This window comes from Tissierella pigra (genome assembly GCF_009695605.1).
GTDB lineage: Bacteria > Bacillota > Clostridia > Tissierellales > Tissierellaceae > Tissierella > Tissierella pigra.
In genome coordinates this window covers 13,731-27,420 of sequence record NZ_VUNQ01000051.1, presented here as the reverse complement: position 1 = coordinate 27,420, position 13,690 = coordinate 13,731, and the positions used below count along the sequence as shown (strand labels likewise).

Genomic DNA, 13,690 nt, shown 5'->3' with positions numbered 1-13,690 from the left:
TATGAATGGTGATTCTTATAGGATTAAAGAAACTAGGGAATGGTTAGAAGAAACCAATTAGTTTACATTACCAAGTGGTACAGTTTTCGATTATTATATGGTACACTTTTCAGTTGACAAATACATTCATAAATCTACTGATTACTGGAACTACTTATAGTCATAACTTTAAAGAAGCTATAGCAGAACTTTTCGGAGTGGAATCAGGATATAATCGAGAGTTTTGGATAAAATTAGTTTTTTGGGGAAAAGTAAAATCGGTTTTATTTTTATTGATTTATGGAATTTTCACATTTTGTTTTTTTTTCGGAAATGGAATTGCTATGTATAAGAAACTTGAAATTCAGGATAATGTAATATTTCGGATTCATGAATTGATTCGTGAAATCGGAACAGGTCAAAGAGGAAACGTGGAAAAGGCATACGAAGAAGTGGAGGAAGAGGTTCGACAGCTGATTCAAGAGAAAGAGCTTGCAGCAAAGGAAAATGAAGAATATCTTCATCGTTATTATCAAGTTATGTCCTATCTTGCTCATGACCTTCGAAATCCTTTGACTTCCATCTCTGGCTATGCAAACTATCTTTCGGAAAAAGACGAGAGCTTATCATCGCAAGAGAAAGAAAAGTATTTGAGTATTATTTTAGAAAAAACTGAGGTTATGCGAAAATATATTGACCAATTATTAAATGCAGCAAAATTTCAAGAGAAGAATACATCTCCCAGGGAGTCTGTAGAGTGTATGGAACTTCTTTATCAGGTGCAGGGAATGTTTTATCCAGAAATTCAAAAGAAAAATCTAGATTTTCAAATTGAACTGGAAGAACAGATTTTTTTAAAAGCTTACCAAGAAGATTTGGCTCGAGCTTTTCAGAACATACTGAAAAATGCTATTCAATATACGAAGCCTGGTGGAAAAATCCGAATTCGTACCAGTGAAAAAGGAAATGGCATCCAAATCGAAAACGATTACCTAGGGATGTCAGATTCAGATACTGAACGAATTTTTATGCCTTTTTATCGAATTGAAGAAGAAGGAGTCTTTCACGGTTCGGGACTGGGACTTTCCATTGCAAAGGACATTTTAGAAGCACATGGATTTGAGATTCATGCCATGTCAACGGGAGAGAGCTTAATTATTCATGTTTCTTTTTAGTCAATGTTGATGAAGCTTTGGGAAGGTGTTTTAAGAAGAAAGACTATATTAAATAATCAAGAATATATTACAGTAAAATTAGAAGACAGTCTATATGGTATTACCCGTATCCGAAGTCTAGAGAAGTGAAACATATGTGATGTATAAAGATATATTTTGATATTTAATTAATAAGTATTTTTCTCAAAAAAATAACTAGTGAATTTATATAGTTTCAAAAATGAATAACCTACATAGAAGCATTGACCCTTTATATTATATAGGGAATACTTTCTATGTAGGTTATCTTAATAGTATTAAGAATTCCTTCTTAAATATCCATTTCCAAAAGGAGTCAATATGGATATTATGGCAAATATAGCCAATACGAAACAATACCATATATAGGGTACTAGTTGTACAGGGCTTACTAATCCACTGGTAAAACTTCCAGCTATTAATAATTGAGCACCATAGGGTATTATACCTTGTATTATACATGAGAATGTATCTAAAAGTGAGGCTGTTTTTCTTGGGTCTATATTATGTTCTGTAGATATTTCTTTTGCTATTTGTCCATTTATAATTATAGAAACTGTGTTATTAGCTGTAGCCATATCTGTAAGGGATACTAATGCACTTATACCTAATTCAGCAGATTTTCTGCCTTTTATTTTTTTATTTATTTTATATAGTAGCCAATCCAGTCCTCCCCCACTAGATACCATATTTGCTAGTCCACCCGTTAATAAAGATAATAAGAAAATATCAAACATCCCTGTAAAGCCTGAATATATTTCTTGTACAAATTGTAATACTTTAAAGTCTCCATAACCTAGTCCTATGGCACCGGATATAATAACACCTCCAGTTAAAACTACAAATACATTCATTCCAGCTATGGAGGCTACTAGAACAAATATATATGGAAGAATTTTAATTATATTAAAAGTATATTCTTGAGCTTCAGGAATATTTACTGGTTTACCAAAGATTAATAAAAGAATAGCCGTAACTAAAGCTGCAGGCAATGCAAATCCTAAATTTGCTCTAAATTTGTCTTTCATAGATACTCCTTGAGTTCTTGTGGCAGCTATAGTCGTATCGGATATAATAGATAGATTGTCTCCAAACATAGAGCCACCTACTAATGCACCTAATACTAGAGGTAGATTTAAACCACCCTTTTCCACTAGTTGAACAGCAATAGGGCCTAGAGCTACTACAGTACCTACTGATGTTCCTGTTGAAACGGAAATAAATGCAGATATTACAAATATTCCTACTGTAATATATTTAGCTGGTATTAAAGTCAGACCTAAATTTACAGCAGAATCAACACCACCCATAGCACTAGAAACAGCAGAAAAAGCCCCTGCTAATAAATATATAATACACATGATTATTATATTATCATCTCCACAACCTTTGATAAATATATCAAATTTTTCATCTAACGAACCTTTTGTTAAGATAAAAGAAAATATTATTCCTATAATTGCTGCAACGGGAGCTGGGAATTGATAAAATGCCATTTCAACTCCTTGAATCTGTAGTATAATTCCTGAAATCAAATATACAAATACAAAAATAAGAAAGGGTAATAAAGCCACTCCGTTACCTTTTTTTTCATTTAATTTTTCCACTTTAAATCCTCCTAATTAATCATTTGTTAATAGTCCTAAATCTATTGGGTATTTTCCATAATAATTCCCTGCTTCCATGAATAATTCAATATTTTCAAGTGGAGTATTCATTGGGATTTGACAGCCTGTACTTAAAATATATCCTTTTTTTGAATCATAACCTTTTCTGACACATTCCTTAACTGATTTAAAAATAGTTTCCCTATTTCCTGCATAGATTACATCAACAGGAGGAACATTACCTGTAATAGTGACTCTATCTCCAATCATCTCTTTAGCTTCTTCTAAATTTTCCACATTGTCTATACTGAAATTAGAAACTCCAGCATTTACTACATCTTCCCAAATTTCTTTACTTGTTCCACATATATGGATGCCTGGAGCACTTCCTGTTTTTTCTTTAATTTTTTTAATGTTTTTTTGAAGAGCAGGTAGGGAAAACTCTCTAAATTGTTTTGGACTTATGAGGCTTGTAGATGATACTGGGTCTGCAAATCCTATGGATACTCCTAGCTTAGCAACTTCTTCTATATATCTGTTATTACATTCAGCCACTATATCCATTAGTGTATGAACTCTTTCAGGGTATTTAATCATCCATTTAAGCAGATTTTCTGTTCCTACTACAGAGGCAGCAACACTAAAGGGTCCAGACATGGAAGCACCAACATCTACTTTATCTATAAGTGCATCTCTTGTAAGCTTTATAGCTTTAAGCAAGATTGGTAAGATTCCATCCTTTAGAGGGTCTACAATTTTAAGAGATTCTATTTCGTCTATAGATTTAATAGCAGGCTCTACTAAATAAGAAATACTATGGTCGGGATAGGCTACTTTAGCCCCCATAGCTTCTGCTACACCTCTAAGACTTGTAGATATACCTACACTATCATGACGAAGTCTTTCAAATAAAGCTATTTCCAACTCTGCCATAAGTTCTGCTGAATGATAGTAATCACTTGTTTTTACACCTATGAAAGGTGTCATAGTTGCACCCATATCTGGCACACAGATTACGCGATCGATTTCCTGCCCTTTAGCGAAGGCATCCATTCTTTCTCTTGGGGTCATCTTTTCTTTTCTCACTTGAATCTCCTTTCTTTAATTTTATTTAATATAAATTAAGTATTGGAATTAATTTGCAAATATAATCCATAAACATTATATAGCCAATGAGAAAATTATAACAATCAAACTATTTGATAGTGGAGATTATTATCATTGATATTTTTAATAGTAGTATGATTTTTCCTAACCACTATAAATAGTAACAAATATGCTATAAATAACCATTGTATATGTATTGTAGATTGATTTATGCTATAATATAATATTAGCAATATATTTGAAAGGTTGATATTTTTGGAAATAAAATTAAATGGATTGAAAGAGACTGAAGAATTCGGGATGAAATTAGGTAATCTTTTAAAAACAGGTGATATTTTGTGTCTTAATGGAGATTTAGGTGCAGGTAAAACTACTTTAACTAAATCTATAGGTTTAGGACTTGGAGTTACAGACTATATTACTAGTCCTACTTTTGCCTTAATCAATGAATATACAGGAAGAATTCCAGTGTACCATTTTGATGTATATAGACTTGAAAATGTAGATGAACTTTATGATTTAGGTTTTGACGAGTATTTTTATGGAAATGGAATTTCCATCATAGAGTGGGCAGAAAAAATAGAAAAACTATTACCTAAAGAAAGAATAGTACTTAATATAGAAAAGGGTAAAGATATAGATGAAAGAAGGATAATCATTACAGGTTATGGTAATAGATATGTAGAAATAACTAAGGAGTTGGAAAAGAATTGAAAATATTAGCTTTAGACACATCAACTATGATGGCAACTTGCGCAGTATTAGATGAAAATAGAATATTAGGAGAGTATTCTTTAAATCAAGAGGAGACTCATTCGGAAAAATTGGTTCCAATGGTTAAGGAATTATTAGATAGTTTAGGGTTAAATGTAAGTGATATTGATCTTTATGGAGTTGCACTAGGGCCTGGTTCTTTTACGGGACTTAGAATTGGAGTAGCAACAATAAAAGCTTTTGCACATTTATTTAATAAACCTGTAGTAGGTGTATCTACACTGGAAGGATTAGCTTTTAATCTTCCTTATAATGAAATTATTGTGCCAATGATAGATGCAAGAAGAGATAGGGTTTATACAGGAATATATACATGGGAAGAAAGTAATATAAAGACTGTAATGGAGCCAGATGTATTAGATATAAATGATCTTTTAGATGTTCTTGGGAAATACGATAGATTAATAGTAAATGGAGATGGAGGACTTCTTCATAGGGATATAATTAAAGAGAAATTAGGAAAAAAGGTACAGTTTTCAACTAATGGTCAAAACTTTTGTAGGGCCACTAGTATAGGAGAGTTAGCACTAAAGAAGTATAATGAGGGGAAAATTGATGACTTCTATACATTAGTTCCTGAATATTTAAGGGAGTCTCAGGCTCAAAGAGAATTGAAAGAAAGGGAAGGAAGATAATGGATATTGTTATCCGAAATATGAGAGAAAGTGATTTAGATGATGTAATGGAAATAGAAAAAGATGCTTTTACTACTCCATGGACTAGGGAAGCATTTTTAATGGAAATAACTAAAAATCAATTGGCAAAATATATTGTAGCTGAAATAGACGAAACCATAGTAGGATATGGTGGTATATGGCTTATAATAGACGAAGGACATATAACCAACATAGCAGTAAAAAGCAATTATAGAGGATTAGGTGTAGGAAATGCCTTAGTTGAAGGTCTTATTTTTCTTTGTACCAAGTTGGATATTAATGGAATGACTTTAGAGGTCAGAGTATCTAATACTGTAGCAAAGAATTTATATAAGAAATATGGTTTTGTGGAATCGGGAATTAGACCAAAGTATTATCAAGATGATAATGAAGACGCACTTATTATGTGGAAAAAATTATAGTTAAGAGGTGTTTGTTATGTTGACATTAGCCATAGAGACTTCCTGTGATGAAACCTCAGTTGCTGTTATTAAAGATGGCAGAGAGGTTTTATCCAATATAATATCTTCTCAAATAGATATTCATAGGAAATTTGGTGGAGTAGTACCAGAAATAGCTTCAAGAAAACATATAGAAAGTATAAATAATATAGTTCAAGAAGCAATAGACGAAGCGAAAGTTAGTTTTCAGGATATAGATTTAATAGGGGTAACTAAAGGACCGGGATTAGTTGGAGCATTGCTTATAGGAATATCTACAGCTAAGGCATTGGCCTATGGATTAGACATACCTATTATTGGAGTGAATCATATTGAAGGTCATGTATGTGCAAACTATATTGAACATAAGGATTTAGAACCTCCCTTTACCTGCCTTATAGTGTCAGGGGGACATACTTATTTAGTTCAAGTAAATGGGTATACGGACTATGAATTAGTAGGAAGAACGAGAGATGATGCAGCAGGTGAGGCCTTCGATAAAGTGGCTAGGGCATTGGGACTTCCATATCCTGGAGGACCAATTATAGATAAACTAGCTGAAAGTGGAAATAAAGAATCCGTAGAATTTCCAAGGGTTATGTTAGAGCCAAAGTCTTATGATTTTAGTTTCAGTGGATTAAAAACGGCAGTGCTAAACTATTTGAATCAAAAGCAGCAAAAAGGTGAAGAAATAGTAGTAGAAGATGTGGCAGCATCTTTCCAACAATCGGTATTAGATGTACTTGTGGATAAGTCTTTTAGATTGGCAAAGGAAAGAAATTCTAAAAAAATAGTAATGGCAGGTGGTGTAGCTGCTAACCAAGGTTTAAGGACTATGATGGAGGAAAGGGGAAAAATGGAAAATATAGAAATCCTATATCCATCAAGAATTTTATGTACAGATAATGCTGCTATGATTGGTGCAGCTGCATATTTTAATTACAAGAACGGAAATAAATCAGATATTCATCTCAATGTTATACCTAACTTAGACTTAAAAGGATAAAAAATAACAATTATCTCCACATTTTGTCCACATATAAAAACATAATTTATTATGTAAATATGTGGACAATGTGGAAAAAATGTAGAAAACCTTAAAATATAGACCTTGTACTGTGGATAAGGTTGTGGGTACTGTGTATAACATGTGAATTATCTGTGGAATTATTCTTCTGTCAACAAAATCCATTGATTATAAAGGTTGTCTAGTTCCATTTGTAAATTCTCCCTTTCCTTAGTTAATTCGACAACTTTTTCTGGTTTGTCATATATGGAAGAATCACAAAGAATATTATCTAATTCTTCTAACTTAGATTCTTGATTAGATATTTTCTCTTCTAAGGCTTTTATTTCTCTTCTTTTGACTTTTTCTTCTTTTAATAATTCTTTTTCTTTTCTTTTTTCTAGTTTTATTTGAGTCTTTGTTTTTCCGTCTTCTTCATCTTCTTCGTATAATATCTCGTTTTTCTTTTCCAAATAATAGTCATAATTTCCAATATATTCTTTTATACCTTCCTTAGTCAATTCTAAGATTTTATCTGTTACTTTATTTAAGAAATACCTATCATGGGAGATGACAAATAATGTACCTTCATAGTTAATTATGGCTTCTTCCAATACCTCTTTAGAGTCTATGTCTAAATGGTTGGTAGGTTCGTCCATTAGTAGGAAGTTGGCTTGGGATAACATCAGCTTCAATAGAGATAATCTACCTTTTTCTCCACCACTTAAATCTGAAACCTGTTTAAATATATCATCACCTATGAACATAAATTGACTAAGAATACTTCTTACTTTATAGTGGTCAAAGGTTGGATTTTCATCCCAAATCTCATCCATAATGGTTTTATTTAAGTTAAGCTTGGTCATTTCTTGGTCAAAATAGCCTTTTTCAACGTGATGGCCTAAAGTTATTTCTCCGCCATCTTTAGACAATTCACCTAAGATTATTTTAAATAAAGTAGTTTTTCCTATACCATTAGCTCCAATAAGCCCTACTTTTTCTCCCCTATAGATATTGAAGTTTATATCCCTTAGAAGTTTAAAATCTCCAAAGGATTTTTCTAATCCTTCAACTCTTAATACATCTCTTCCAGACTTAACTTTAGGTTCAAATTTAATTCTAGATTTTTGCTGTTCTCCCATAGGCTTGTCTAGCAATTTCATTTTATCTAACATCTTTTGCCTACTTTCAGCAAGACCATGGTATCTTTCACCACCATAGGCTTTAAATCTTCGAATTATTTCTTCCTGTCTTTTTATTTCCTTTTGTTGGTCTTCAAAATGTTTTTGATATATTTCTAAATCCTTTTTTCTTCTAGCCATAAAGTTAGTATAATTTGTATTGTAGACATTTAGCTTTAGATGTTCTATATGAAATATCCTATTTACGACTCTGTCTAAAAAGTACCTATCATGGGATATAATTAAAGCAGCACCTTTATAGTCCTTTAAAAACTTTTCTAGCCAATCAATAGCATCTATATCTAAGTGGTTAGTAGGCTCGTCCAGTAACAGTATATCGGGTTTTTCTAAAAGTAATTTAGCTAAAGATAGACGAGACTTTTGTCCACCACTTAGAACATTGACTTCTTTATCTAAGTCTTCATCTTTAAATCCTAGACCTTTAAGCGTTCCTTTAATTTCTGACTTAAATCCATATCCATTTAGAGATAAAAATTTCTCAGATAAATTTGCATATTGTTCCATTAAGGTACTTAATTTTTCACTTTCTCCCCTAGAACCTTCTAAGGATATTTCATGTTCAAGGTTTCTTAAACTTTCTTCCATTTCTATTAGAGGAAGAAAAACTTCTAAACATTCATTAAATACAGTTTTGTTACTTTCTATACTGGTATGTTGCTTTAAATACCCAATTTGTACGCTTTTCTGAATATATATTTCTCCACTGTCCTGTGGTATTTCTCCATTTAATATATTAAAAAGAGTAGTTTTTCCTGAACCGTTTAGTCCGATTACCCCGATTTTATCTCCATCTTCTACAGTAAAACTAAGATTATCTAAAATAGTATCTATTATATAGGTTTTAGTTAAATTGCTACATGAAAGGACTAACATAATATTTCCTCCTATAGTTGTAATATGTATATTGTATCAAAAAAGGAGACTCATTTCCATTGTATTTAATACCCCTCTATGGTATAATAAGCAAATAAATGTTGAAAGAAAAGGTGAAGATATGGATATATATATAAGTAATAAAGCAAAGGAGTATATAAAGCTTAAATCTGGCTCTATACAAATTAGTTCAGTACAAGTAGGAGGAGGATGATGTGCAAGATATGAACCATCTGTTAAGATAGGAAAACCAAATAGTGAAAGTAAGTTTCGTATGTATGATATAGAAGGTATAGAAGTATATCTTGCTCCAAATTTAATAGTGAGAAATGATGAGTTGAAAATTGACCTTAGTAAAATCTTATGGATAAAATCCCTGACTGTAGATGGTATAAGTCTATGATATATAAAAAATACTCCTAGAAACAGGAGTATTTTAAGATTTTAAATTCAAATCCATTGCCATGGAAGATAGTATGGGATCAATTAGATTTAATGTACATCTTCCTTCTTTATTATAATGGTTACAATTGACACAGTTCTCATATTTATCCTCATAAGTTCGAGCAGAATCAATAAGCTCGTTTCTCGATGGGTCATATTCATTGCAATACAATGCTACTTTTCGCAGTTGTTCCTTGCTTGCCATGTCAATCACTCCTTTCAGTACTAGTGTGTCAAAAATATGACTAAATATTCAAAAAAATATATTTTTTGAAAATTGACATATTAATATCATGATGATATAATTATCTGTAAAATATTATTAGGTGGTGAGATAATGGACAAATATAGTAAAGTTTCCATAACAGTCATAAGAAGATTACCAAAGTACTATAGATACTTAGGAGAATTAATAGATAAAGGCATTAATAGAATTTCATCTCAAGAGTTAAGTAAAATGACTGGATTTACAGCTTCTCAAATAAGACAGGATTTAAACAACTTTGGAGGATTTGGACAACAGGGTTATGGATATAATGTAGAAGAACTTCATGGAGAACTAGGAAAAATACTAGGGCTAGATACTATATATAAAGCAGTAATAGCAGGTGCAGGAAACTTAGGTCAAGCAATTGCAAATTATAAAGGATTTGAGGATGCAGGATTTAAGGTATTGTCTCTTTTTGATAAGAATCCTAAGTTAATAGGTTTAAAAATTAGAGAAATTGAAATAAAAGATGTTGATTATATGGTTGAATTTATAAAAGAAAATAATGTAGATATAGGGATAATTACTACTCCCAAGGCATATGCTCAAGATATAGCAGATATATTTGTTAAGGCAGAAGTAAAAGGGATTTGGAACTTTGCTCCCACAGACTTAAATGTGCCTGATAATATAATAGTGGAAAACGTTCGTTTAAATGAATCACTATTTGCACTTTCATATTTCTTGAAACAAAAACATATACATTAATATAACAGACAAAAGGCTAATCTTTAAGGATTGCCTTTTTTTATGTAAAAAAAGGATAAAAATTTAACAATATTAGTAGAAATTAAATATTAAATGGATTATAATAAAAAGAGAGATACAGCTAATATATTAGGGAGGGAAATAATATATGGATTTCAATTTAACTAAAGCGCAACAAATGGTAAGAAATGTAATGAAAGAATTCACAGAAAAAGAGGTAAAACCCATTGCGGCTGAGATTGATGAAACAGAAAGATTTCCAATAGAAACTGTAGAAAAAATGGCTAAATATAATATGTTAGGCATACCTTTTCCAGTAGAATATGGTGGTGCAGGGGGAGACGAATTATCTTATGCTATAGCTGTAGAAGAATTATCAAAGGCCTGTGGTACCACAGGAGTTATATGTTCAGCTCATACATCTTTAGGATGCTGGCCTATATATAAATATGGTACAGAAGAGCAAAAACAAAAATATTTAATTCCATTGGCAAAGGGAGAGCATTTAGGGGCTTTTGGATTAACAGAACCTAATGCTGGAACTGATGCAGCAGGACAACAAACTACTGCTATCTTAGATGGTGATAATTATATTTTAAATGGTTCAAAGATATTTATAACAAATGGTGGGCAGTCAGATACATATATAATATTTGCTATGACTGATAAAAGTAAAGGCACTAGGGGGATATCTGCATTTATAGTTGAAAAAGACTTCCCTGGTTTTAGCATCGGAAAAATAGAAGAAAAAATGGGTATCAGGGCATCTGCAACTGCCGAGCTAATATTCCAAAATTGTAAAGTACCTAAGGAAAATCTACTAGGTAAAGAAGGAGAAGGATTTAAAATTGCTATGTCTACTTTAGATGGTGGTAGAATAGGTATAGCGGCTCAAGCTTTAGGAATAGCCTCAGGTGCTTTAGATGAAACTGTTAAATATATAAAAGAAAGACAGCAATTTGGCAGGTCTATATCTAAATTCCAAGGACTTCAATGGATGGTAGCGGATATGGCAACTGAAATCGATGCAGCTAGACTCCTTGTATATAGAGCAGCTTATAACAAAGCCAATAATTTACCTTATAGTAAAGAAGCGGCTATGGCTAAACTATTTGCAGCACAATGTGCTATGAATGTAACTACTAAATGTGTTCAATTATTTGGTGGATATGGATATACAAAGGATTATCCAATAGAGAGAATGATGAGAGATGCTAAAATTACTGAAATATATGAAGGTACATCACAAGTACAACAAATGGTTATATCAGCCGCTGTACTGAAATAGAACTGGGGAGGTTAGGATATGAATATTATTGTATGTATAAAACAAGTACCAGATACTAATGAAGTTAGAATAGATCCAGTACGTGGAACTCTTATTCGTGAAGGAGTACCAAGTATTATAAATCCAGATGATAGAAATGCTTTAGAAGAAGCTTTAAAGATTAAAGATAAAATGGAAAATGTAAAAGTAATAGTTTTAAGTATGGGACCTCCTCAGGCTGATGTTGCCCTTAGGGAAACTTTAGCCATGGGAGCAGATGAAGCTATACTTTTAAGTGATAGAGCCTTTGCTGGTTCTGATACTTGGGCTACATCTACTGCCCTTGCAGCAGGTATCAAAAAAATTGGAGACTATAGTATTATATTCTGTGGTAGACAGGCAATAGATGGTGATACAGCACAGGTTGGACCTCAAATAGCAGAACATTTAAATTTACCTCAAATTACTTATGTTGAAGAACTAAAAATTGAAGGAGATAAGGTTATAGCCAAAAGAGCATTGGAAGACGGACATTTTGTTGTAGAATCTAAAATGCCTGTACTTTTAACAGCTATAAAAGAGTTAAATGAACCAAGGTACCCTTCTATTAAAGGTATTTACAATGCCTATAGTAGTGACAATGTTAAGGTTTTATCAGCAAAAGATGTGGAAGCTGATTTTGATAATTTAGGGCTAAACGGTTCTCCTACTCAGGTAAATAAATCATTTACACCACCAGGAAGATCAGGTGAAGGAGAAATATTACAGGGAAGCGGAAGAGAAGCAGTTGAGTCCTTAGTATTGAGATTAAAAGAAAAACATCTTATTTAATATATCATCTGATAAAGGAGGAAGTCAAATGGCTGTTAAAGTTATAGAATTAAAATGTATTGGCTGTGGAAAATGCGTTAGAGTATGTCCTTTTGATGCCATAAATATGGTAGATAAAAAGGCTAAAATAAATGATAAGTGTACGGCTTGCGGACAATGTATAGAAGCTTGTCCAGTAGATGCAATAGAAAAAGAAGAAAACAAATATAGAGCTGGTGGCGTAAACGTAGATGAATATAGAGGAGTTTGGGTATTTGCAGAGCAAAGAGATAAGGAACTACTTAATGTGTCTATAGAATTAGTAGGAGAAGGAAGAAAAATAGCTGATGAATTAAAAGTTCCTTTGACTGCCGTATTATTAGGTAAAGATATAGATAATTTAGCTGAAAAATTAGTTAAATATGGAGCAGATGAAGTTTTATACGGAGATCATGAGCTATTGGATGTATATACAACTGATGGATATACTTCAGTAATTTATGACTTAATTAAAGAAAGAAAACCTGAAATTATGTTAATAGGTGCTACAAATATAGGTAGAGATTTAGGACCTAGAATATCTGCTAGAGTTCACACAGGTCTTACTGCCGATTGTACAAAATTAGATGTTGATTTAGAAAATAGAAGGCTTATGCAGACTCGTCCAGCCTTTGGTGGAAACTTAATGGCAACTATTATTTGTCCAGATCATAGACCTCAAATGTCAACAGTTAGACCAGGAGTAATGGAAAAGGCAAAATATGATGAAAAAAGACAGGGCAACATAATTAAATTTATTCCAGAACTAAAGGATTCCGATATTAGAGCTAAAGTTGTAGAAGTAGTTAAAGGCGGAAAGGCAGAAGTACAACTTGAAGATTCTAAAATAATAGTATCAGGTGGTAGAGGATTAGGAAATCCAGAAGGATTTAAGTTAATTGAAGATTTAGCAAAGAAACTAGGTGGAGTAGTAGGAGCTTCTCGTGCTACGGTTGATGCTGGATGGATAGAGCATGGACATCAAGTAGGACAAACAGGTAAAACCGTTAGACCTTCTCTTTACATTGCTTGTGGTATTTCAGGAGCAATTCAGCACTTGGCAGGTATGCAGGAATCTAAGGTAATAGTTGCCATAAATAAAGACAAAGATGCACCTATATTTAAAATTGCAGACTATGGTATTATTGGAGATGTTTATGAAATATTACCACTTCTTATAGAGTCGCTGGACAATGTAGATGATATAGTAGAGGCTTTAAATAGAGGATAAAGAATTTTTAAATAGTATCCTTAATTTCAATTGAAATTGACAGTTTTACTGTCATCTTGACTTGAATTAGAATTCATTCTTTCAAT

General features: G+C 32.2%; 14 protein-coding genes. 10 read left to right on the top strand and 4 right to left on the bottom strand.

What is annotated here, in order from left to right; translation table 11 throughout:
- Positions 1 to 113 precede the first annotated feature (113 nt).
- Complete coding sequence (locus tag FYJ83_RS16490) at positions 114 to 1,154, top strand: sensor histidine kinase (protein ID WP_229768627.1); 1,041 nt, start codon at positions 114 to 116, stop codon at positions 1,152 to 1,154.
- A 296-nt stretch (positions 1,155 to 1,450) separates the two neighbouring features.
- On the opposite strand, the gene FYJ83_RS16485 is transcribed toward FYJ83_RS16490, so the two are convergent.
- Together FYJ83_RS16485 and FYJ83_RS16480 are read right to left on the bottom strand one after the other, a co-directional pair.
- Positions 1,451 to 2,779: a Na+/H+ antiporter NhaC family protein gene (locus FYJ83_RS16485; protein ID WP_216585603.1), complete on the bottom strand. Its 1,329-nt coding sequence runs from the start codon at positions 2,777 to 2,779 to the stop codon at positions 1,451 to 1,453.
- 15 nt (positions 2,780 to 2,794) lie between these two features.
- The gene (locus FYJ83_RS16480; RefSeq protein WP_216585602.1) at positions 2,795 to 3,865 is read right to left on the bottom strand and encodes a uroporphyrinogen decarboxylase family protein; all 1,071 of its coding nucleotides are present in this window, start codon (positions 3,863 to 3,865) and stop codon (positions 2,795 to 2,797) included.
- A gap of 276 nt (positions 3,866 to 4,141) precedes the next feature.
- On the opposite strand from FYJ83_RS16480, the gene tsaE reads away from it, so the two are divergent.
- Genes tsaE through tsaD form a run of 4 tightly spaced genes read left to right on the top strand, consistent with a single transcriptional unit; the run spans position 4,142 to position 6,762 of the window.
- Positions 4,142 to 4,600, top strand: coding sequence for a tRNA (adenosine(37)-N6)-threonylcarbamoyltransferase complex ATPase subunit type 1 TsaE (gene tsaE / locus FYJ83_RS16475; protein ID WP_154442421.1), 459 nt, complete (start codon positions 4,142 to 4,144; stop codon positions 4,598 to 4,600).
- Positions 4,597 to 5,295, top strand: a complete 699-nt coding sequence (tsaB, locus tag FYJ83_RS16470; protein WP_154442419.1) for a tRNA (adenosine(37)-N6)-threonylcarbamoyltransferase complex dimerization subunit type 1 TsaB — start codon at positions 4,597 to 4,599, stop codon at positions 5,293 to 5,295. Before tsaE ends, tsaB begins: the two co-directional genes overlap by 4 nt.
- A complete protein-coding gene (rimI, locus tag FYJ83_RS19735) occupies positions 5,295 to 5,738 on the top strand; it encodes a ribosomal protein S18-alanine N-acetyltransferase (protein WP_195838036.1) in 444 nt (147 codons plus the stop codon). The genes tsaB and rimI overlap by 1 nt, the downstream gene beginning before the upstream one ends.
- A gap of 16 nt (positions 5,739 to 5,754) precedes the next feature.
- Positions 5,755 to 6,762 carry a tRNA (adenosine(37)-N6)-threonylcarbamoyltransferase complex transferase subunit TsaD gene (tsaD, locus tag FYJ83_RS16465; RefSeq protein WP_195838035.1) on the top strand — a complete coding sequence of 336 codons (1,008 nt, stop codon included), beginning with the start codon at positions 5,755 to 5,757 and terminating at the stop codon, positions 6,760 to 6,762.
- A 161-nt stretch (positions 6,763 to 6,923) separates the two neighbouring features.
- Here the strand turns inward: tsaD and FYJ83_RS16460 are convergent, their stop codons facing one another.
- Positions 6,924 to 8,837, bottom strand: a complete 1,914-nt coding sequence (locus tag FYJ83_RS16460; protein WP_154442417.1) for an ABC-F family ATP-binding cassette domain-containing protein — start codon at positions 8,835 to 8,837, stop codon at positions 6,924 to 6,926.
- Positions 8,838 to 8,958: 121 nt separating this feature from the next.
- On the opposite strand from FYJ83_RS16460, the gene FYJ83_RS20500 reads away from it, so the two are divergent.
- Complete coding sequence (locus FYJ83_RS20500; protein WP_326828363.1) at positions 8,959 to 9,240, top strand: CC/Se motif family (seleno)protein; 282 nt, start codon at positions 8,959 to 8,961, stop codon at positions 9,238 to 9,240.
- Positions 9,241 to 9,273: 33 nt separating this feature from the next.
- On the opposite strand, the gene FYJ83_RS16455 is transcribed toward FYJ83_RS20500, so the two are convergent.
- Complete coding sequence (locus FYJ83_RS16455) at positions 9,274 to 9,486, bottom strand: hypothetical protein (protein WP_154442415.1); 213 nt, start codon at positions 9,484 to 9,486, stop codon at positions 9,274 to 9,276.
- Positions 9,487 to 9,618: 132 nt separating this feature from the next.
- Here FYJ83_RS16455 and FYJ83_RS16450 point away from each other — a divergent pair, with 132 nt between their 5' ends.
- The 4 genes from FYJ83_RS16450 to FYJ83_RS16435 all read left to right on the top strand — a co-directional run bounded on the left by FYJ83_RS16450 (position 9,619) and on the right by FYJ83_RS16435 (position 13,604).
- Positions 9,619 to 10,257, top strand: a complete 639-nt coding sequence (locus FYJ83_RS16450) for a redox-sensing transcriptional repressor Rex (RefSeq protein ID WP_154442413.1) — start codon at positions 9,619 to 9,621, stop codon at positions 10,255 to 10,257.
- Positions 10,258 to 10,405: 148 nt separating this feature from the next.
- Complete coding sequence (locus FYJ83_RS16445) at positions 10,406 to 11,545, top strand: acyl-CoA dehydrogenase (RefSeq protein ID WP_154442411.1); 1,140 nt, start codon at positions 10,406 to 10,408, stop codon at positions 11,543 to 11,545.
- Between the two features lie 18 nt (positions 11,546 to 11,563).
- Entirely contained in the window at positions 11,564 to 12,355 is a 792-nt protein-coding gene (locus FYJ83_RS16440; protein ID WP_154442409.1) for an electron transfer flavoprotein subunit beta/FixA family protein, read from the top strand.
- Between the two features lie 28 nt (positions 12,356 to 12,383).
- Complete coding sequence (locus FYJ83_RS16435; protein WP_154442407.1) at positions 12,384 to 13,604, top strand: electron transfer flavoprotein subunit alpha; 1,221 nt, start codon at positions 12,384 to 12,386, stop codon at positions 13,602 to 13,604.
- Positions 13,605 to 13,690: the final 86 nt, after the last annotated feature.